This is a genomic window from Krasilnikoviella flava (assembly GCF_900167525.1).
Taxonomy (GTDB): Bacteria; Actinomycetota; Actinomycetes; order Actinomycetales; family Cellulomonadaceae; genus Isoptericola; species Isoptericola flavus.
This window is the reverse complement of the sequence record NZ_FUZQ01000001.1, coordinates 119,844-140,447: the sequence shown is the minus strand read 5'-3', so window position 1 is coordinate 140,447 and position 20,604 is coordinate 119,844. Positions and strand designations below refer to the sequence as shown.

Here is a 20,604-nt window from a genome sequence, read left to right as displayed (position 1 = left end):
GGCTAGCTCCTGGGTGCGAGAGGGACGGCGGTGCCCGCGACCGGCAGGTCACGGGGCACGTCGAGGATCACGGTAGCGCCCGCGGGGACCGTGACCGCGCTCCCCGCGGCGTCCACGCCGCCGTGGCGCACCACGACGTCCAGCGCCCGGCCCACGGGGGCGCGCAGCACCGCCCGGGTGAGCACGCCGTCGTGCCAGGCGAGGTCGACCTCGGCCCCGCCGCGGGCCCGCAGGCCCGTCACCTCGCCGTCGGGCCACGCGTGCGGCAGGGCGGGCAGCAGGTCGAGGCGGACCACGCCGTCGGCCCGCCGGTGCGACTGCAGCAGCATCTCCGCCACGCCCGCGGTGAGGCCGAGGTTGCCGTCGATCTGGAACGGCGGGTGCGCGCTGAACAGGTTGGGGTACAGGCCGCCCCTCTGTCCGCCCGATTGCCGGCCGTCCGAGTCGTCCGCCGGGCGCAGGGACAGCAGCACCTGGTCGTGGGCCCGCTCGCCCTCGCCGAGGCGGGCCCAGAGGGAGATCCGCCACGCGAGCGACCAGCCGGTGGACTCGCGGCCCCGCAGCTCGAGGCTCCGCGCGGCGGCCCTGGCGAGGTCGGGCGTCGTGACCGGGTCCAGGCCGCCGAGCGGGTAGAGCCCCACGAGGTGCGACAGGTGCCGGTGATCCGGCTCGGCCTCGGCGACCTCGCGGCCCCACTCCAGCAGCTCGCCGCGCGCCCCGACGCTCGGGTCGGGCAGTGCCGCGACGACCGCCTCGAGGCGCGCGAGCCACGGTTCGTCGGCGTCGTCGAGCTCGAGGGCGCCGGCGGCCTCCCGGCAGCCCGTGGCCAGCGCGCGCAGCAGCGCGACGTCCATCGCGGCACTGGTCGTCACGGCGGCGGGCGCGCCGTCGGGAGCGACGTACTGGTTCTCCGGCGACGTCGACGGGCTGGTCCACGCGTGCGCGGGCGCGCCGTCCCCCGCCGGCGGCGGGGCCGTCTGCGCCCAGTCGAGCGCGAACTCGGCCGCGCCCCGCAGCGCGGGCCACGCAGCGCGCAGCTCCTCGTCGTCCCCCGTGAACCGGTGGTGCTCCACCAGGTGCTGGGCCAGCCACGTGCCGCCGAGCGCCCACGCGGACCACTTCGCCTCGCCGCGCCCGTTCCCTACCGGGGCGGCATGTCCCCACGCGTCGGAGTTGTGGTGCGCCACCCATCCGGCCGTGCCGTACAGGTCGCGGGCGACGGCGGCGCCCGGCCCCGCGGCGAGGCGCCCGACGTAGCGCAGCAGCGGCTCCTGGCACGCGGCGAGGCCGGTGGTACCGGCCGCCCAGTACGCCATCTGCAGGTTGATGTTCAGCGTGTAGCCACTGCTCCACGGGCCCGGAAGCCACGGGTTCCACAGGCCCTGCAGGGTGGTGGGCAGGCCGCCCGGCCGCGAGGACGACAGCAGCAGGTAGCGCCCGAAGTGGAAGGCGAGCGCGGCGAGGCCCGGGTCCGGGCGGTCGGTGGCCGCGTCGATCCGCCGGGACGTGGGCAGCACGGCCGCGCCGGCCGGCGTCGGCAGCCCGAGGTCCACCCGGCCGTAGTGCCGCGTGTGCTCCGCGACGTGCGCGGCCCGCAGGCGCTCGCGGAGCTCTGCGGCGGCAGCGCCGTCGTCGTCTGCGTCGTCGTCCCCGCGGTCGTCGTCGCCCGGCGCCGCGGCCGGCGCGAGCTGCTCCGCGAGACGGTCGCCCACCGTCGCCGCGCCGGAACCGCCGGGACCACCGGAACCGCCGGGAGGGTCGGTGGTGGCGGTGGCGACCAGCAGCACGTGCGTGCGCGCGGCGCCGGTGCGCAGCGCGCCGTCGGCCACCACCGCGGCGCGGTCCGTGGGCGCGGTCACGGCGACCGTGCCGGTGCGGCCGCGTGCGGCGTCGTAGCGCACCTCGCCCTCGGGATGGTGCGTCGGCGGGACGTCGACGGGCAGGTCGACGGTCCGCACGAGCGTGGCGGGACCGTCCGCGGCGAGGTGGACCGGCGGCCGGGCCGACGCGCGCAGCAGGCTCTCGACGCGCACGACCAGGCGGACCGGTCGGGCGGCGCGCACGGTGTGCACCACTGCGCCGCCCCGGGCGTCCGCCCAGGTCTCCTGCACGACGCGGCCGGCGACAGGGTCCTCCCACGTGTGCATGGCGACGCCGGTGCGCAGGTCCAGCTCGCGGCGCTCGATGCGGCGGGGGTGCGGCACCGGCCCGCCGGGGCGCGGGGAGGGGCCGGCGGCCTCGACGGCGACGTCGGCCTCGGCGAGCGGGAGGTACGCCTGCGCCCACGGGGTCTGGGTCTCCGCGAGCAGGGTCTCGGCGCCGCGCACGTCGCCCGTCGCGAGGTCGGCGCGCACCCGGGCGAGGTGCTCGGGCCCGCGGGCGCGGGCTCCGGCCAGCGGGTCGGCGGGCGGGGGGCCCGACCAGGCGGTGCCGTCGTTGAGCCACAGGTGCTCCACCCCGGGGCGGCCCGCACACATCACCCCCCGGAACCCGTTGCCCACGGGGTAGGCCTCGACCCACCGTGTCGCGCTGCGGTCGGCGTGCAGGACGTGCGTCGTCGCGGAGAGTTCGCCCATGGACGACGAGCGTAGTGGGGCGGACGAATCGCTTCGACGAGGTGCGGGGACGAGCCGCCACGAGGTGACCGGTCGAGGGCGGGCTGCTTGACGACGATCGCGCCGGGGTCGATACTCGCCGTCGAAGCGCTTCGACTTGTCGGTGCGCCTCGGTCGCGGCGGACCCGAGCACTGCCGCCGCGGCGCTGGACTCGACGAGGAGGACCCCCATGCTCCACCGCGCGCGCACCGTCTCCGCGGCCGCCCTGATCGCCGCGTCGGCCCTGACGCTGACCGCCTGCGTGGGCGGTGACGGAGGGGGCGGAACGACCGCCGGGGCCGGCGACACCGACGACAAGACCCTGACGATCTGGCACTACGAGAACGACGACTCGGCAATGGGCCAGGCCTGGGCCAAGGCGATCGAGATCTTCGAGGACGAGCACCCGGACGTCACCGTCGAGGTCGAGAAGCAGACCTTCGAGCAGATCCAGAAGAACGCGAAGATCGTGCTGACCGGCGACGACGTGCCCGACGTCATGGAGTACAACAAGGGCAACGCGACCGCGGGGCAGCTCGCCGCGCAGGGGCTGATCGCCCCGCTGACCGACGCGGCCGAGCAGAACGGCTGGGCCGACATGCTGACCGGCTCGCTGCAGACCACCGCGCGGTACGACGAGAACGGCCTCATGGGCTCCGGCGACTGGTACGGGGTGCCCAACTACGGCGAGTTCGTGGGCGTCTACTACAACAAGACGATGTTCAGCGAGGCGGGCCTCGAGGTGCCCACCACCCTCGACGAGCTCGAGCAGGTCATGAAGGCGTTCAAGGACGACGGCATCACCCCGCTCGCCGAGGCCGGCGCCGAGTATCCGATGGGGCAGCTCTGGTACGAGCTCGTGCTGGCCAACGCCGACCGGGAGCTCGTGGACCAGTACCAGCTCTTCGACGGCGACGTCGACTTCCACGGTCCCGAGATGACGGCGGCCACCGAGCAGCTCGACCGGTGGATCGAGGACGGGTACGTCGCCCCTGACTCCGCCGGCCTGACGGCCGAGGACATGGGCGTCGCCTTCATGAAGGGCGACTACCCGATGATGATCTCCGGCTCCTGGTGGTTCGGCCGCGTGACGGCCGAGATGAAGGACGACTGGGGCCAGTTCAACTTCCCGGGCAACGCGCTGCACACCGGCTCGTCGGGCAACCTGTGGGTGGTCCCGACCAACGCGGACTCCTCGTCGCTGGCCACCGAGTTCATCGACACGACGCTGCGGCCCGAGGTGCAGGACGTCCTGGCGCAGACCGGCGGCCTGCCGGTCGCGGGCGACGCGTCGACCATCACGGACGACAAGACGCGCGAGCTCACCGAGAACTTCCAGGCGATCCTCGACGACGACGGCCTGGCGTTCTACCCCGACTGGCCGGTGCCCGGCTACTACGACACGGTCGTCAGCCAGCTGCAGTCCTTGGTGAACCGGTCGAAGTCGCCCGAGCAGGTGCTCGACGGGCTGCAGTCCGCCTACACGGACGGCAAGGCCGACCTGCTCGGCGAGTGACGACGTGACCGCCACCCTCAGCCCGCCCGCGGCGGCGTCCCGGGCCCGCGTCCGGACGCCCCGCCGCCGCGGCCGATCCCTGCCCTACCTGGCGTACCTGCTGCCCGGCGCGGTGCTCTTCGTGCTCGTCATCGGGTACCCGCTGGTGACCAACGTCTACATCAGCCTCTTCTCCTGGCGCGGCGGGCTGGCCCCCCTCACGTGGGTGGGTCTCGACAACTACACGGAGCTCTGGCACGACGCGGCCTTCTGGACGTCGTTCCAGAACTCGATCGCGATGATCGTCGCGATGGTGCTCGTACCGACGGTGGTCGGCCTCCTGCTCGCGGCGGTGCTGTTCGACTACCTGGGCCGGCGCTTCGGCACCCGCGTGGCGTCCGTCCTGCGGGCCACGTACTACCTGCCGCAGATCCTCCCCGTCGCGGTCGCGGGCGTGCTGTGGAACTGGATCCTCAACGCCCAGACCGGCGCGCTCAACGAGCTCCTGCGCGCCCTGGGTGTCGCGAGCCCGCCGAACTGGCTCGGCGACCCGAGCACGGCGCTGCCGAGCGTCATGCTCGTGCTGATCTGGGTGCAGATCGGCTACCCCGTGGTGATCTTCATGGCGGCGCTGCAGCGGGTCGACCCCGAGCTGTACGAGGCGGCGGAGCTCGACGGCGCCGGCTGGTGGCGGCGGTTCCGGGCCATCACGATCCCGCAGATCCGGCCGGAGACGTTCGTCGTGACGCTCACGTGCACGGTCGCGGCGCTCAAGGTCTTCGGCCCGATCTACGTGCTGACCCGCGGCGGCCCGGAGAGCTCCACGCTCGTGCCGAGCTACTACTCGTACCTCAACTTCTTCGACAAGTCGCGCGTCGGCTACGGCGCCGCCGTCGCGACCGTGCTCACGGTGGTGATCGTCGTGGTGGCCGTCGTCATCCTCGCGCTGCAGTCGCGCGCCGAGCGGGCCGAGGAGGTGGGGCGCTGATGGCCGCGACCCTGGCGACCGTGCGGGCCCGCACCGGCGACCGTCACCACCGGGGCGCCGGGCGCTGGTTCGTGCTCGCGGGCGCCGTCGTCGTCGCGCTGCTCGTCGTCGCGCCGCTGCTGGTCATGCTGCTCAACGCGTTCAAGTCGCCCGACGACTACACGCAGAACGGGCCGCTCAGCCTCCCGACCGGGCTCTACCTCGACGGGCTCGTGAACTTCTGGCAGCGCACCGAGTTCCCCGTGAAGCTGTGGAACTCGTTCTTCATCTCCGCGGTCGTGGCGGTGGCGGCCTGCGTGCTCTCGCTCCTCAACGCCTACGCGATCGGGATCGGCCGGATCAAGGGCCGGATGTGGGTGGTGCTGTTGTTCCTGCTCGCGAACATGCTGCCGCAGGAGGCGCTGATCTACCCGCTGTTCGACATGGCCCGCCAGGTGGGCCTGTCGAACTCGCAGTGGTCCGTCATCATCATCTTCACGGTCATCCAGTCGGCCTTCGGCACCTATCTGCTGGCATCCGTGCTGGGCACGTTCCCGCCGGCGCTGCTCGAGGCCGCGGCGCTGGACGGCGCGGGGCGCTGGCGGATCCTGTGGCGCGTGGTGTTCCCGATCGTGCGCCCCACCCTGATGGTGCTGATGATCTTCTTCTTCATCTGGACCTGGAACGAGTTCTTCATCCCGTTGGTCATGCTCACGACCGGTGACACCCAGACGATCCCCATCGCGCTCGCGTCGCTGCAGGGCGACCGGATGATGGACGCCCCCACGACCAACGCCGGGGCCCTCGTCTCCCTCGTCCCGGCCCTCGTCTTCTTCCTGATCTTCCAGCGCACCCTCACGCGTGGCGTCACCGCCGGCGCGGTGAAGTAGCACCCCCGACCCCCTGGCGCGGCGAGCCCCCGGGCCCGGCGTCATCATCGACACGACAGCACGGAGTAGGTGCACCTGATGAAGTTCACCGACGGCTACTGGCAGACCCGCCGCGGCATCGAGCCGCTGTACGCGGTGGAGGTCGACGACGTCCGTGTCGACGAGGCCGCCGGCACGATGACCGTCTACGCCCCGACCGCACGGATCCGACGCCGCGGCGACACCCTCAACCGGCCGATGCTCACGGTCACGTACTCCTCGCCCGCGCCGGGCGTGGTCCGCGTGCGGGTGGAGCACTTCGCGGGCGCCGCGCGCCGCGGCCCCGAGTTCGCCGTGACGGCGGAGCCGGGGTTCCGGCCGGTCGTGAAGGTCGACGAGACGGAGGGCGTGCTCGAGACCGGCGGCCTCAGCGTGCGCGTGCACCGGGGCGGCGGGTGGCACGTGGACTTCGAGCACGACGGCCGCGTGCTCACCTCCAGCCTGCCCAAGTCGGTGGGTGCCATGAGCGCGACGTCGGGCCCGCTCGAGGGCGGCGCCTGGGTGCACGAGCAGCTCACGATCGACCCCGGCGAGCACGTGTACGGGCTCGGCGAGAGGTTCGGTCCGTTCGTCAAGAACGGGCAGTCGGTCGACGTCTGGAACGAGGACGGCGGGACGTCCAGCGAGCAGGCGTACAAGAACGTCCCCCTGTACCTGACGAGCAAGGGCTACGGGGTGTTCGTGGCGCACCCGGAGCGGGTGTCGCTCGAGGTCGCCTCCGAGGTGAACACTCGCGTCCAGTTCTCGGTGGAGGGGCAGGCGCTCGAGTACTACGTCATCGCCGGCCCGACACCGAAGGACGTGCTGCGCCGGTACACCGGGCTCACGGGACGTCCGGCGCGCGTGCCCGCCTGGTCGTACGGCACCTGGCTGTCGACGTCGTTCACCACGGACTACGACGAGGCCACGGTGACCCGGTTCGTGGACGGGATGGCCGAGCGCGGGCTGCCGCTCAGCGTCTTCCACTTCGACTGCTTCTGGATGCGTGAGTACCAGTGGTGCGACTTCGAGTGGGACCCGCGCGTCTTCCCGGACCCGGAGGGCATGCTGGCGCGCCTGCACGAGCGCGGGCTGAAGGTGAGCGTCTGGATCAACCCGTACATCGGGCAGCGTTCGCCGCTGTTCGCGGAGGGTCGCGAGAAGGGCTACCTGCTGCGGACCACGGACGGCGGGGTGTGGCAGTGGGACCTGTGGCAGGCCGGCATGGCCCTGGTCGACTTCACGAACCCCGAGGCCACGGACTGGTACCTGGGCCACCTGGAGCGCCTGCTCGACCAGGGCGTGGACTGCTTCAAGACCGACTTCGGCGAGCGCGTGCCCACCGAGGGGGTCGTCTGGCACGACGGCTCCGACCCGCGCCGGATGCACAACTACTACGCGGAGCTGTACAACGAGGCGGTCTTCCGGCTGCTGGAGCGGCGTCGCGGGCACGGGGAGGCCGTCGTCTTCGCACGGGCAGCCACGGCGGGCGGCCAGCAGTTCCCGGTGCACTGGGGCGGTGACTGCGACTCGACGTATGCGTCGATGGGCGAGTCGCTGCGCGGCGGGCTGTCGCTCGCGATGTCCGGGTTCGGGTACTGGAGCCACGACATCGGCGGCTTCGAGGGCACGCCCGACGCCGGGGTGTTCAAGCGCTGGCTCGCGTTCGGGCTGCTGTCCAGCCACTCGCGCCTCCACGGCTCGTCGTCGTACCGCGTGCCGTGGGCGTTCGACGAGGAGGCCGTCGACGTCGCGCGCCGCTTCACCCACCTGAAGATGTCGCTCATGCCCTACCTCGCCGCGGCGGGGGAGGAGGCGCACGCCGCGGGCACGCCGGTCATGCGACCGATGGCGCTGGAGTTCCCCGCCGACCGCGGCACCTACGGCGTGGACACGCAGTACATGCTGGGCGGCGCCCTGCTCGTCGCCCCGGTCCTCACGGCCGACGGCGCGGTCGAGTACTACGTGCCGGAGGGCACGTGGACCCGGCTGCTCGACGGCGCGGGCGGCACGCACGCGGCCACCGTGACGGGCCCGCGCTGGGTCACCGAGACCCACGACTTCGACTCCCTGCCCGTGCTGGTCCGCCCGGGCACGGTGCTGCCGGTCGGGAGCCGCAGGGACCGGCCCGACTACGCCTGGGCCGACGGCGTCGAGCTGCGGTGCATCGAGCTCCCGGACGGGTACGACGCCGTCACCGTCGTGCCGACGGGCGGGCCGGACGGCGAGGCGGCGCGGTTCCGCGTGCGTCGCGCCGGCGACGACGTCGTCGTCACGACCGACGACGCCCCCGGCTCCTGGAGCGTCCGGGCGGGGGAGCGGACGGCGGCCGGCGAGGGCCCCGGCACCGTCACCCTGGGCCGATGAGGTCGACTGCCGGACGTCGGGAGCCCGACGTCGCGTCCGCGCCGGGCGCCCCTGGCTACACTGCCGATCAGAGGTGGGAGCGCTTCCACCAACCCGCGACCCCGAGCATCGAGGACCGAACCCCAATGACGACGACGAGCACCGCCACCGCCGCGACCGCCTCACGCACGTTCCCGGCCGACTTCCTGTGGGGCACCGCCACCGCCGCGTACCAGATCGAGGGGGCCGCCGCCGAAGGGGGCCGCGGCCCGTCCATCTGGGACACGTACTCCCGCACGCCGGGGCGCACCCGGGACGGCGACACGGGCGACGTCGCCTGCGACCACTACCACCGGTGGGCCGAGGACGTGGAGCACCTCGACCGGTTGGGTGTCGGCGCCTACCGCCTGTCGATCTCGTGGTCCCGGGTGCAGCCCGGCGGGAGCGGCCCCCTCAACCCCGAGGGCGTCGCCTTCTACCGCACCCTTCTCGAGGAGCTCCGCGCGCGAGGCATCCGGCCGTTCGTCACGCTCTATCACTGGGACCTGCCCCAGGAGCTCGAGGACGAGGGCGGCTGGGCGAACCGGGAGACGGCGTACGCCTTCGCCGAGTACGCCCGGTCCATGGCGGTGGTGCTCGGGGACCGCGTCGAGGCCTGGACCACTCTCAACGAGCCGTGGTGCTCCGCCTACCTCGGGTACGGCTCCGGCGTGCACGCGCCCGGCCGCACCGAGCCCGCCGCGGCGCTCGCGGCCGTCCACCACCTCAACCTGGCGCACGGCCTGGCGGCCCGCGCGATCCGCGACGTGCTGCCGGGCGCGCAGGTGTCCATCACCCTGAACCTGCACGCGATCCGCCCGGTGGACGCGGCGTCGGAGGGCGACGCCGACGCCGTCCGCACGATCGACGCGCTCGCCAACCGGGCGTTCCTCGGCCCGATCCTCGACGGCGCGTACCCCGAGGACCTGCTCGCCGACACCGCGCACGTCTCCGACTGGTCCTTCGTGCGCGACGGCGACCTCGAGCAGATCCGCCAGCCGCTCGACGTGCTCGGCGTGAACTACTACTCCACGGTCACCGTGCGCCGGTTCACCGGCGACGGGGAGCGGTCGGAGAACGACGGGCACGGCGCGTCCCGGCACAGCCCGTGGATCGGCGTGACCGACGTCGAGTTCGCCCAGCAGCCCGGTCCGTACACCGCCATGGGCTGGAACATCGAGCCGTCCGGCCTCACGGACCTGCTGCTGCGGCTGCACCGCACCTACCCGGGCCTTCCGCTGGCCGTCACCGAGAACGGCGCGGCCTTCGACGACGATCTCGTCGTCACCGGCGGCGAGCGCCGGGTGCACGACGACCGCCGCGTCGCCTACCTGCACGACCACGTCGACGCCGTGGGCGCGGCCCGTGATGCCGGGGTGGACGTGCGCGGGTACTTCGCCTGGTCGCTGATGGACAACTTCGAGTGGGGCTACGGCTACTCCAAGCGCTTCGGCATCCTGCACGTCGACTACCCGACGGGCGAGCGCACCTGGAAGGACTCGGCCCACTGGTACCGCCGCCTCGTCTCCACCGGCGAGCTGCCGCCGGTCGGCGCCGTCGCTCCCTGACGGCGCCGGCACTACGGTGCGGGGCATGGCCGACGCGCACCCCGCACCGTTCCCGCCCGACACCACCTCCCGGCTCGGCGACGCCCTGCGCGCCCGGTGCCGTGACCGGCGCGTCCCGGCGCTGTCCGCCGCGGTGGGCCGGGCCGGCGAGGTGGCATGGGCCGGCACCGCGGGATGGTCCCCGGCGGACGCGGGCACGGTGTTCCGCATCGGGTCGATCACCAAGCCGATGACGGCGGTCGCGGTGCTGCGCCTGGTGGCCGCGGGGCGGGTCGGGCTGAACGACCCGGTCGGGCGCCACCTGCCGGACGCCCCGGCTCCCGACGCGACCCTCGCCCACCTGCTCACCCACACCGCGGGCCTGCCCGCCGAGCCGCCCGGGCCGTGGTGGGAGCGGCACGGCGCGGGCTCCTGGGACGAGCTGGTCGCCTCGGGCGTCACGCCGGTGGGGCAGCCCGGCGAGCGGCACCACTACTCCAACGTCGGCTACGCCGTGCTGGGCCGGCTGCTGGAGGAGGCGCACGGGCGGTCGTGGGACGCCGTCCTGCACGACGAGGTCTGGGCGCCGCTGGGCATGTCGGCCACGGGCCGGACGCCGCGGGGCGGGGCCGCCGCCGGATACGCCGTGCACCCGCACGCCGACGCCGTGCTCGCCGAGCCCGTCGCCGCCTACGGCGCGATGGGACCCGCGGGGGAGGTGTGGTCCACGCCGTCGGACCTGGTGCGGTTCGGGTCGTGGCTGGTCGGCGCGACAGACGGCGGAGACGACGTCCTGCCGCTCGGATGGCGACGCCGGATGGCGGCGCCGCGCGCGGTGGTCGACGACGGCGAGCCGTTCGCGGCGGCGTGGGGACTGGGCGTGTCCGTCCACCACGCGGCGGCCACGGGCGGGTCGTCCGCGCGCCGCACCGTGGGCCACGGCGGCTCGGTGCCCGGGTTCACCGCCACCCTGCGCGCCGACCCCGCCACGGGGGAGGTGGTCGCCGTCTGCGGCAGCTCGACGGCCGGGTTCGGGGACGCCGCGTTCCTGCTCGACCTCCTGGACGAGCCGGGCCGCGGGAGCGGGGCCGCGGGAGGTGTGGACGCGGAGGTCTTCGCCCTGACCGGCACGTGGTACTGGGGCCCGACGCCGTACACGCTGGAGCTGCGCGCGGACGGGCGCCTGGACCTGAGCGCCGAGGGCGGGCGGGGCACCGTGTTCGGCCGGTCGGCCGACGGCGGCTGGATCGGCGTCCAGGGCGGCTACTGGTGGGGGGAGCGGCTGCGCCCGGTCACCACCGGCACGCCCGCCCAGGCCCTCGACGTCGGCACGTTCCACCTCACCCGTGTGCCGTACGACCCCGCGACCCCGGTGCCGGGCGGCGTCGATCCGGCGGGCTGGAGCGCGGCGGGTCGTGCGGCGGGACATGACTCGGCCGTGCAGGACACCGCCGGCTGACGACGCAGGGGCGTCGCCCGGGCTGTGCGACACACCACCGTGCGCGACACGCCGACGACCTCGACGAGTTTTCGACGGGATTCGCCGTCAGGAATGTCCGTTCTGCCGGGACGGCCGTGCGCTCGCGACGGGGCGGCGGAACGACCTGAGTCCGGGTGGGTGTCGACCCGCCGTCACGCACATGCTGTGGACGCCCGTCGCCCACCGCCTGTGGACATCCGGGCAGGAGCCGCACGGTGCTGCGGAAGGGTGCTCCCGGGCGCTGGGGACGGAGCCCCGGCCCGCCTGTGGACGAGGGCTGTCGGACCCCCGTGGGACGCTGTTCCTGGGGCCGACGAGCGAGGGGTGTTCGACGAATGACAAGGATGTCAACCACTAGATGTCGGTCCCGCGCGCGCCCCGACCACTAGGTGTAGTGTTTGGAGCACGCGGGGCGCACAGCCCTTCGAACAAAGCACACCGGCGTAGTTCCACGGGCGTCATCCCAGGTCCGGGCCCTTCGGGGCCCGTCCGGGGACCGGCTCGCAGGGCATCGGCACGGGTCGGACGAAGCCCCCCGGCGGGGAGCGCAGAGAGGGAGAGACACATGAGCATCACGGTCTACAGCAAGCCGGCCTGTGTGCAGTGCGACGCGACCTACCGCGCTCTCGATCGCAAGGGCGTCGAGTACTCGGTGGTCGACATCACGCAGGACGCCGAGGCGCTCGAGATGGTGCGCGGGCTCGGCTACCTGCAGGCTCCCGTCGTCGTCGCCGGCGACACCCACTGGTCGGGCTTCCGGCCCGACCAGATCGCCGCGGTCGCGGCGCAGCAGTCCGTCTCGGCCTGACACCAGGGCCGACACCGCCGGGCCGCGCGCGTCGCGGCCGGCACCCCACGAACGGCCGGCGCCCCGGGCTTCGATCTCGACCCGGGGCGCCGCGCGTCGTCGGCGGCTCGTCCGCCGCTCAGGCAAGCAGCATCCGGGGGAGGGGGACCATGGGTTCTCTCGTCTACTTCTCCAGCGTGTCGGAGAACACCCACCGGTTCGTCCGGCGCCTCGGGCTCGAGGAGCTCGGGATGTCCGTACACCGCATCCCGGTGCGCAAGACCGACGGATCTCTCACGGTGACCGAGCCCTACGTGCTCATGGTCCCGACCTACGGCGGGGGCAACGAGGGCGGCGCCGTGCCACGGCGCGTGCGCGAGTTCCTCAACGACCCGCACAACCGGTCGCTCGTCCGCGGCGTCATCGCCGCGGGGAACACCAACTTCGGCGCTGCGTACTGCATCGCCGGCGACATCATCTCCGCGAAGTGCCAGGTGCCCTACCTGTACGCCTTCGAACTCCTGGGGACGGCTGAGGACGCCGTGCGCGTCCGTGACGGATTGGGACGATTTTGGCAACGACAGTCACTGATCTCGGCGTGAGCGCGACGACGACCCCGGAGGTCCCCGGCGCCACCCCGGTGCCGCTGCAGGGCGTGCAGCTCGACTACCACGCCCTCAACGCGATGCTGAACCTGTACGGACCGGACGGCAAGATCCAGTTCGACAAGGACCGCGAGGCCACCACGGCCTACTTCGAGCAGCACGTGGTGCCGAACACCATCCAGTTCGAGACGCTCGACGCGAAGCTCGACTACCTGGTCGAGAACAAGTACTACGACCCGACGGTCCTCGAGAAGTACTCGCGTGCCTTCGTCAAGGAGCTGTTCCGGCTCGCGTACTCGAAGGACTTCCAGTTCGAGTCGTTCCTCGGCGCGTTCAAGTACTACACCTCGTACACGCTGAAGACCTTCGACGGGAAGAAATACCTCGAGCGCTTCGAGGACCGCGTGTCGATGGTCGCGCTCGGCCTGGCCGACGGCGACGAGCAGGTCGCGCGCGACGTCGTCGAGGAGGTCGTCTCGGGACGGTTCCAGCCGGCGACGCCGACGTTCCTCAACGTGGGCAAGGCGCAGCGCGGCGAGCCCGTGTCCTGCTTCCTGCTGCGCATCGAGGACAACATGGAGTCCATCGCGCGCGGCATCAACTCCGCCCTGCAGCTGTCCAAGCGCGGCGGCGGCGTGGCCCTGCTGCTGAGCAACATCCGCGAGCACGGCGCGCCGATCAAGCACATCCAGAACCAGTCGTCCGGCGTCATCCCCGTGATGAAGCTGCTCGAGGACTCGTTCTCCTACGCCAACCAGCTCGGGGCGCGCCAGGGCGCCGGCGCCGTGTACCTGCACGCGCACCACCCCGACATCATGCGGTTCCTCGACACCAAGCGGGAGAACGCGGACGAGAAGATCCGCATCAAGACCCTCTCGCTGGGCGTCGTGATCCCGGACATCACGTTCGAGCTCGCCAAGACGAACGCGGACATGCACCTGTTCAGCCCGTACGACGTCGAGCGCGTCTACGGCAAGCCGTTCGCCGACGTCTCCATCTCGGAGAAGTACGACGAGCTCGTCGCCGACGACCGGATCACGAAGACCACGATCAAGGCGCGCGACTTCTTCCAGACGATCGCCGAGCTGCAGTTCGAGTCCGGCTACCCGTACGTGATGTTCGAGGACACCGTGAACCGGGCCAACCCGATCAAGGGCCGGATCACGCACTCCAACCTGTGCTCGGAGATCCTGCAGGTCTCGACGCCCTCGACCTTCAACGAGGACCTCTCCTACGACCACGTGGGCCGGGACATCTCTTGCAACCTCGGGTCGCTCAACATCGCCAGGACGATGGACTCGCCGGACTTCGCCAAGACGATCGACACCGCGATCCGTGCGCTCACCGCCGTCTCCGACCAGACGGACATCGAGTCCGTCCCGTCGATCCGCCGCGCCAACGACCTCGGCCACGCGATCGGCCTCGGGCAGATGAACCTGCACGGGTACCTCGCCCGCGAGCGGATCTACTACGGCTCCGCCGAGGGCATCGACTTCACGAACCTCTACTTCTACACGGTCGCCTACCACGCGATCGCCGCGTCGAACCGGCTGGCGATCGAGCGCGGCAAGGCGTTCGGCGGGTTCGAGGACTCGAAGTACGCCACGGGCGAGTACTTCGACAAGTACACCGACGGGGAGTGGAAGCCGGCGACGGAGCGCGTCGCGCAGCTCTTCGCCGCTGCCGGGGTCGCCATCCCGACTCAGGACGACTGGCGCGCGCTCAAGGTGTCGGTCATGGAGCACGGCATCTACAACCAGAACCTCCAGGCCGTGCCGCCCACCGGCTCGATCAGCTACATCAACAACTCGACGTCGTCGATCCACCCGGTGGCTGCCAAGATCGAGATCCGCAAGGAGGGCAAGCTCGGTCGCGTGTACTACCCGGCGCCGTACATGACGAACGACAACCTGGACTACTACCAGGACGCGTACGAGATCGGCTACGAGAAGATCATCGACACCTACGCCGCGGCGACGCAGCACGTGGACCAGGGCCTGTCGCTGACGCTGTTCTTCCCCGACACGGTGACGACGCGCGACGTGAACCGGGCGCAGATCTACGCCTGGCGCAAGGGGATCAAGACGCTGTACTACATCCGTCTCCGCCAGATGGCCCTCGAGGGCACCGAGGTGGAGAACTGCGTCAGCTGCATGCTGTGAGTGCGTTGAGCAACGATCGGGAATTCGGGGAAGAGAAGACCATGGCGCCCACGGGGAAGCTCAAGCTCATCGATCGCGTGACCGCGATCAACTGGAACCGTCTGCAGGACGAGAAGGACCTCGAGGTCTGGGACCGTCTGGTCGGCAACTTCTGGCTGCCGGAGAAGGTGCCGGTCTCGAACGACATCCAGTCGTGGCACACGCTCAGCGAGGCCGAGCGGCTCATGACGACCCGCGTGTTCACCGGCCTCACGCTGCTGGACACCATCCAGGGCACGGTCGGCGCGGTGTCGCTCATCCCCGACGCGCTGACCCCGCACGAGGAGGCGGTGTACACCAACATCGCGTTCATGGAGTCGGTACACGCCAAGAGCTACTCGTCGATCTTCTCGACGCTGATCTCGACGCGAGAGATCGACGAGGCGTTCGCCTGGTCGGAGGAGAACCCGCACCTGCAGCGCAAGGCCGAGATCGTGCTCGACTACTACCGGGGCGACGACCCGCTGAAGCGCAAGGTCGCCTCGACCATGCTCGAGTCGTTCCTCTTCTACTCCGGCTTCTACGCGCCGATGTACTGGTCCAGCCGCGCCAAGCTGACGAACACGGCCGACCTGATCCGGCTCATCATCCGCGACGAGGCGGTGCACGGGTACTACATCGGCTACAAGTACCAGAAGGGCCTGGCGCAGGTCAGCCAGACCGAGCAGGACGAGCTCAAGGCGTACACGTTCGAGCTGCTCTTCGAGCTGTACGAGAACGAGGTCGCGTACACGGACGCCCTGTACGGCGAGCTCGGCCTCACCGAGGACGTCAAGGCGTTCCTGCGGTACAACGCCAACAAGGCCCTGATGAACCTGGGCTACGAGGCGCTGTTCCCGAAGGAGGACACGGCCGTGAACCCGGCCATCCTGGCCGCGCTGTCGCCGAACGCCGACGAGAACCACGACTTCTTCTCCGGGTCCGGTTCGTCGTACGTCATCGGCAAGGCCGTCGCCACCGAGGACGACGACTGGGACTTCTGACCCTGCTGAGATAGTCCGAGATCCGCCGATGTAGTGCGAAGGGGCGGCCCGCATCAATGCGGGCCGCCCTTTCGCGCTACCTCGGCGCGTCCGGAACTACCTCGGCGCGTCCGGAACTACCTCGGCGGTCCCAGCGCCGCGTCGACGACGAGCGCGAGCGTCGGGCGCGGGTCGGCGGGGTCGTGGCGCGCGATCGCGTGCAGCAGCAGGCCCTCGTAGGTGCCGGCGACGGCGAGCATCGCCGCCCGCGCGTCGGCCGCGCCGAGCCGGCCCGCCATCCGTTCGCCCCAGTCGATGAGCGCGTCGCGCCCTCGGTTCACGCGCCCTCGCAGGTCGGCGTCGTGGCTCGCCTCGAGGAAGAGGGCGAGGCGGGCGGTCGTGGCGGCGCGGTCGGGGCCGGTCGCCTGCGCGAAGCCGGCGCACAGCATGTCGACGAAGTCGGCCGCCGACCCGGGCTCCGGCGCGGCGGCCAGGGCGGCGAGGTCACGGGCGGCGAGCTCGTCGGAGACCCCGGCCAGCAGGGCGGTGCGGGTGCGGAAATAGTTCGACGTCGACCCGCGGGGGAGGCCGGCGCGCTCGTCGACCCGTCCGTGCGTGAGGGCGCGGAGCCCCTCGGTGCCGAGCAGGTCGACGGCCGCGTCGAGCGCGCGACGGCGGGGCGGGGCGATGGTGGTCACGACGGCACCCTAGCCCGATTACTGCGGATGTAGTGACATGACACTACAGCCATAGTAGCGTCGGACGGTATGGACGAGAACGCGGTGGGTAGAGGGCGGGCCGCCACGACGCTGCCCGCGGTACCGATGCCCGAGCTGGCCGGCGTCACCCATCGGTGGGTCGACGTCGACGGGCTCGCGATGCACGTCGTCGAGCAGGGCGCCGGCGAGCCGGTGCTGCTGCTCCACGGGTTCCCGCAGCACTGGTGGGAGTGGCGCGGCGTGATCGGGCCGCTGGCCGAGGACCACCACGTCGTGTGCCCCGACATGCGTGGTTGCGGCTGGACCGACGCTCCGTCCGACGGCTACACCCACGACCGGCTCCTGGCCGACGTCGTCGGGCTGCTCGACGCGCTGGGGCTGAGCCGCGCGCACGTCGTCGCCCACGACTGGGGCGCGATCGTCGGCTTCCACCTCGGCCTCGAGCACCCCGACCGGGCCGCGTCGTTGCTGACCATGGGCGTGCCCCACCCGTGGCTGCGGTTCGACCCGCGGATGCTGCTCACGCTGCGGCACACGTGGTTCCAGATGGTGCTCGCCTCCCGGCTGACCGGGCCGCGGGCCCTCGGTCGGGGCGGTCAGCGCCTCCCGCGCCACCTGCTGCGGGCATACGGCGGCGAGAAGCCCGCGATGACCGACGCGGACGTCGAGGCGTTCGTCGCTCCGCTCCGGCAGCCCGCGCGCGCACGCGCGGGGTCGGCGCTCTGCCGCGACTTCGTGCGGCGCGAGCTGTGGGCCGTGCTGCGCGGGGCCTACCGGGACGGGTACCTGACCACGCCAACGGTGTCGCTGCTCGGCGAGGGCGACATCCTCAGCGACCCGCGCCTGATGGGCGGGTACGAGGAGCGTGCCGACGACCTCACCGTCGACGTGCTCCCCGGGGTCTCGCACTTCATGGTCGACGAGCGCCCGGACCTCGTGGTCGACCGGGCCCGGGAGCTGTTCGCCCGGGCCGCATGACGGCTCAGACGTCGGCCGAGTGCGCACCGGTGACGGGCGGGTCGGCGGACCACGGGAAGGTGATCCACAGGTCCGTGTCCCGCCAGGAGTAGTCCGGCCGGATGATGGTGCGCGGCTTGGTGTAGAGCACCACGGAGCGGGCGTCGGCGCCCTGCTTCGCGAGGAGGTCCATGACCAGCGCGAGGGTGCGGCCCGAGTCGGCGACGTCGTCCACCACGAGCACCTTGGACCCGGGAAGCTCGGACGTGTCCATGAGGGGCGGGAGCACGCGCGGGTCGTCGAGCGTCTTGCCGATGTCGGTGTAGAACTCGACGTTCAGCGTGCCCACTCCCTTGGTGCCCAGCGCGTACGCCATGGCGCCGCCGGGCACGAGGCCGCCACGGGCGACCGCGACCACGACGTCGGGCAGGAACCCGCTGTCGACGACCCGCTGCGCCAGCTCGCGGATCGCCACGGGCAGCAGGGTCCAGGTGAGCACCTCGCGCTCGGGGGCGACGTCGACGGCGGTGGGCGGCTCGGTGCCGGCAGGGACGGGCTGTGCGCTCATGGACCCCGAGAATACGCGCGGCGGCGAACCCCCGTGACCGGGGGCCCGCCGCCGTGGTGGTGCTGACCTGCAGGTGACCTGCACGGCCGTCGTCGTGACGTGCGGGACGTCACGACGACGGCCGCGGCGTCACTGCGCGTCGAGGATGTCGACCACGAAGACCAGCGGCTGGCCGGCGAGCTCGTTGTCGTCGCTCTTCTCGGCGCCGTACGCCTGCTCGGCGGGGATCACGAGGAGCACCTGGCTCCCGACGGTCTGGCCGGCGAGGCCCTTGACCCAGCCGTCGATGACCTGGCCCTGCGCGATCGGGAAGCTGGCGGGCGTGCCGCGCTCCCACGACGAGTCGAAGGACTTCCCGTCGAGCGTCCAGCCGGTGTACTGGGCCGTGATCGTCTGGCCCTCCTTCACCTTCGCCCCGTCGCCCTTGATGAGCGGCTGCGAGACGAGGTCCTTCGGCGCCTCGTAGCCCTTCGGGATCTCCACCGACGGCTTGCCCGAGTCGTCGAGCGTGACGGTCGGCAGGCCCTTCTCCGGCTCGACGGCCTCGCCCTCGGCGCGCGTCGGGATCTTCTTCGCGTCTGTGACCTCGATGAGGTTGACGGCCGTGACGGCCTGCCCCTGGGCGTCCTGCGACGGGAACGCGACGAGGACGCGGGAGCCGACCTTCTGGCCCTGGAGGGGCTCGGTCAGCACGCCGTAGCTCGCGTCGCCGAGGACGAAGCTCTGCGGCGCCTTCTGCGCCCAGGTGGAGCCCTGGCTCTTGCCGTCGGCCCCGAGGTAGCCGACGAAGTCGATCGTGACCTTCATCCCCTCGGCCAGCTCGGCGCCGTCGCCCTCGTCGATGACGCGGGACGTCGCGGTCGACACCTCGAGCGGGGCCTTGAAGGACAGCTTCGGCTCCTTGCCGGCCTCGCCCTCGACCTTCACGGACTCCAGGGCGGCGACGTCCTCCTTGGTGGGGGCAGGGGTCTCGGGCGCCGCCGACGACGACGCCGAGGCCGACGGGGTAGCACCGTCGCCCGAGTCGTCGGCGCAGGCGGTCAGGGTCAGGGCCGCGGCCAGCGCCAGCGCGGTGGCGGCGGCGGACGTGCGGAGCTTCACGGGGAGTCCTTCGGTCGGCGGTGGCGAACCGGGCCACTGTAACGGCACCACCTGACCGCGCCGTCCAGGCTTCCAGGGGCCCGCGGGGGGCGGAGCGTGCCGTCGCGCGACAATGGGTGCATGCCCTCGCGTCGTCCCTCCCGCAAGCGCCCCTGGAGCGCGCCGCCCCCGCCGATCGACCTCGACCGTGCCCTCGGCGGGGTGCGCCGCGAGAGCGCCGACGACGGCGAGTGGACGGTGCGGCGGCTGCGCGGCGGCGACAAGGCGTACCGCTGCCCGGCCTGCCGGCAGGAGATCCCGGCGGGCACGCCGCACGTGGTCGCGTGGCAGCGGGACGGCGTCGGGGGAGAGGCCGCGGGCCTCGAGGACCGCCGGCACTGGCACGCCTCCTGCTGGGAGCGTCGCGCGCGGCTGCGCTGACGTGACGCCGCGCACCTGTGCCGACCTCACGACGAGGCGGACCGCCGTCCCCGGACCGGCCTGGAGCGCCGGGCGGAACTACGCTGGGAGGCGATGAACGACGACGCAGCCGGGCAGGCCACCGGTCACCAGATCCGCTCCCTCACGATGCTCCCAGCGCGCCGTGAGGACGTCGAGCTGCACACGGCGGACGGGCTCACGCTCGTCGGCGAGCTCGCCCTCCCGGCCGGCCGGGACCCGGTCGCGACCCTCCTCACGTTCCACCCGTTGCCCACGCACGGCGGTTACATGGACTCGCACGTGTACCGCAAGGCGGCGTGGCGCCTGCCCGCGCTCGCGGACCTCGCCGTGCTGCGGTTCAACACCCGGGGGACGTCGTCGCCCCGCGGCACGTCCGGCGGGGCGTTCGACGGCGGGGACGCGGAGCGGTACGACGTGGCCGCCGCGATCGAGCTCGCGGAGTTCCGTGAGCTGCCACGGCCGTGGCTCGTCGGCTGGTCGTTCGGCACCGAGCTGGTGCTCAAGCACGGCACCGACCCGGCCGTCGAGGGCGCGATCCTGCTGTCGCCGCCGCTGCACCGTGCCACGGACGCCGACCTCGACCGTTGGGCGGCGTTCGGCCGTCCGCTGGTGGTGCTCGTGCCCGAGCACGACGACTACCTGCGCCCCGACGAGGCCCGCCGCCGGTTCGCCCGCGTGCCGCAGGCCGAGGTGATCGGCGTCGACGGCGCGAAGCACCTGTGGGTCGGGGAGCCGGCGGTGCGCCGGGTGCTCGACGAGATCGTCGGGCACGTGCTGCCCGGCCACGCCCCGCTGCCGACGCACTTCGACGGCGAGGTACATCAGGCCGAGACCGTTCCGCGATGACCCGGCACGGGCGGGACCACCCGCTGATGTGATCCGCTGA

Annotated in this window: 17 protein-coding genes; 13 read left to right on the top strand and 4 right to left on the bottom strand. The window is 72.4% G+C overall.

Features of this window, described 5'->3' with window-relative positions:
* Window positions 1-2: 2 nt before the first annotated feature.
* Window positions 3-2,576: a glycosyl hydrolase family 95 catalytic domain-containing protein gene (locus B5Y66_RS00550; RefSeq protein WP_079569608.1), complete on the bottom strand. Its 2,574-nt coding sequence runs from the start codon at window positions 2,574-2,576 to the stop codon at window positions 3-5.
* A 209-nt stretch (window positions 2,577-2,785) separates the two neighbouring features.
* Between B5Y66_RS00550 and B5Y66_RS00545 the strand changes: the two genes are divergently transcribed.
* From B5Y66_RS00545 to nrdF, 10 genes are all read left to right on the top strand, one after another.
* Window positions 2,786-4,111: an ABC transporter substrate-binding protein gene (locus B5Y66_RS00545; RefSeq protein ID WP_079569606.1), complete on the top strand. Its 1,326-nt coding sequence runs from the start codon at window positions 2,786-2,788 to the stop codon at window positions 4,109-4,111.
* Window positions 4,112-4,115: 4 nt separating this feature from the next.
* Window positions 4,116-5,078 (top strand): carbohydrate ABC transporter permease, encoded by a 963-nt coding sequence (locus B5Y66_RS00540; RefSeq protein WP_407656352.1) that lies wholly within the window; start codon window positions 4,116-4,118, stop codon window positions 5,076-5,078.
* Entirely contained in the window at window positions 5,078-5,947 is an 870-nt protein-coding gene (locus B5Y66_RS00535; RefSeq protein ID WP_079569602.1) for a carbohydrate ABC transporter permease, read from the top strand. Before B5Y66_RS00540 ends, B5Y66_RS00535 begins: the two co-directional genes overlap by 1 nt.
* A gap of 78 nt (window positions 5,948-6,025) precedes the next feature.
* The gene (gene yicI / locus B5Y66_RS00530) at window positions 6,026-8,332 is read left to right on the top strand and encodes an alpha-xylosidase (RefSeq protein ID WP_079571534.1); all 2,307 of its coding nucleotides are present in this window, start codon (window positions 6,026-6,028) and stop codon (window positions 8,330-8,332) included.
* A 125-nt stretch (window positions 8,333-8,457) separates the two neighbouring features.
* On the top strand, window positions 8,458-9,918 hold the full coding sequence (locus B5Y66_RS00525; RefSeq protein ID WP_079569598.1) for a GH1 family beta-glucosidase: 1,461 nt from the start codon (window positions 8,458-8,460) through the stop codon (window positions 9,916-9,918).
* A 25-nt stretch (window positions 9,919-9,943) separates the two neighbouring features.
* Entirely contained in the window at window positions 9,944-11,356 is a 1,413-nt protein-coding gene (locus B5Y66_RS00520) for a serine hydrolase domain-containing protein (RefSeq protein ID WP_079569596.1), read from the top strand.
* Window positions 11,357-11,942: 586 nt separating this feature from the next.
* The gene (nrdH, locus tag B5Y66_RS00515) at window positions 11,943-12,185 is read left to right on the top strand and encodes a glutaredoxin-like protein NrdH (RefSeq protein ID WP_079569593.1); all 243 of its coding nucleotides are present in this window, start codon (window positions 11,943-11,945) and stop codon (window positions 12,183-12,185) included.
* A gap of 149 nt (window positions 12,186-12,334) precedes the next feature.
* Complete coding sequence (gene nrdI, locus B5Y66_RS00510; RefSeq protein WP_079569590.1) at window positions 12,335-12,766, top strand: class Ib ribonucleoside-diphosphate reductase assembly flavoprotein NrdI; 432 nt, start codon at window positions 12,335-12,337, stop codon at window positions 12,764-12,766.
* 38 nt (window positions 12,767-12,804) lie between these two features.
* Complete coding sequence (nrdE, locus tag B5Y66_RS00505) at window positions 12,805-14,931, top strand: class 1b ribonucleoside-diphosphate reductase subunit alpha (RefSeq protein ID WP_139820717.1); 2,127 nt, start codon at window positions 12,805-12,807, stop codon at window positions 14,929-14,931.
* Between the two features lie 41 nt (window positions 14,932-14,972).
* Window positions 14,973-15,953 (top strand): class 1b ribonucleoside-diphosphate reductase subunit beta, encoded by a 981-nt coding sequence (gene nrdF, locus B5Y66_RS00500; RefSeq protein WP_079569584.1) that lies wholly within the window; start codon window positions 14,973-14,975, stop codon window positions 15,951-15,953.
* Window positions 15,954-16,069: 116 nt separating this feature from the next.
* On the opposite strand, the gene B5Y66_RS00495 is transcribed toward nrdF, so the two are convergent.
* On the bottom strand, window positions 16,070-16,630 hold the full coding sequence (locus B5Y66_RS00495; protein WP_217700699.1) for a TetR/AcrR family transcriptional regulator: 561 nt from the start codon (window positions 16,628-16,630) through the stop codon (window positions 16,070-16,072).
* 69 nt (window positions 16,631-16,699) lie between these two features.
* On the opposite strand from B5Y66_RS00495, the gene B5Y66_RS00490 reads away from it, so the two are divergent.
* Window positions 16,700-17,629: an alpha/beta fold hydrolase gene (locus B5Y66_RS00490; protein ID WP_217700698.1), complete on the top strand. Its 930-nt coding sequence runs from the start codon at window positions 16,700-16,702 to the stop codon at window positions 17,627-17,629.
* 4 nt (window positions 17,630-17,633) lie between these two features.
* Here the strand turns inward: B5Y66_RS00490 and B5Y66_RS00485 are convergent, their stop codons facing one another.
* Window positions 17,634-18,176 carry a phosphoribosyltransferase gene (locus B5Y66_RS00485; protein WP_079569581.1) on the bottom strand — a complete coding sequence of 181 codons (543 nt, stop codon included), beginning with the start codon at window positions 18,174-18,176 and terminating at the stop codon, window positions 17,634-17,636.
* Between the two features lie 129 nt (window positions 18,177-18,305).
* Window positions 18,306-19,277 (bottom strand): FKBP-type peptidyl-prolyl cis-trans isomerase, encoded by a 972-nt coding sequence (locus tag B5Y66_RS00480; RefSeq protein WP_079569577.1) that lies wholly within the window; start codon window positions 19,275-19,277, stop codon window positions 18,306-18,308.
* A gap of 120 nt (window positions 19,278-19,397) precedes the next feature.
* Between B5Y66_RS00480 and B5Y66_RS00475 the strand changes: the two genes are divergently transcribed.
* Complete coding sequence (locus B5Y66_RS00475; protein WP_079569574.1) at window positions 19,398-19,697, top strand: hypothetical protein; 300 nt, start codon at window positions 19,398-19,400, stop codon at window positions 19,695-19,697.
* Between the two features lie 93 nt (window positions 19,698-19,790).
* On the top strand, window positions 19,791-20,564 hold the full coding sequence (locus tag B5Y66_RS00470; protein ID WP_079569571.1) for an alpha/beta hydrolase: 774 nt from the start codon (window positions 19,791-19,793) through the stop codon (window positions 20,562-20,564).
* Window positions 20,565-20,604 lie beyond the last annotated feature (40 nt).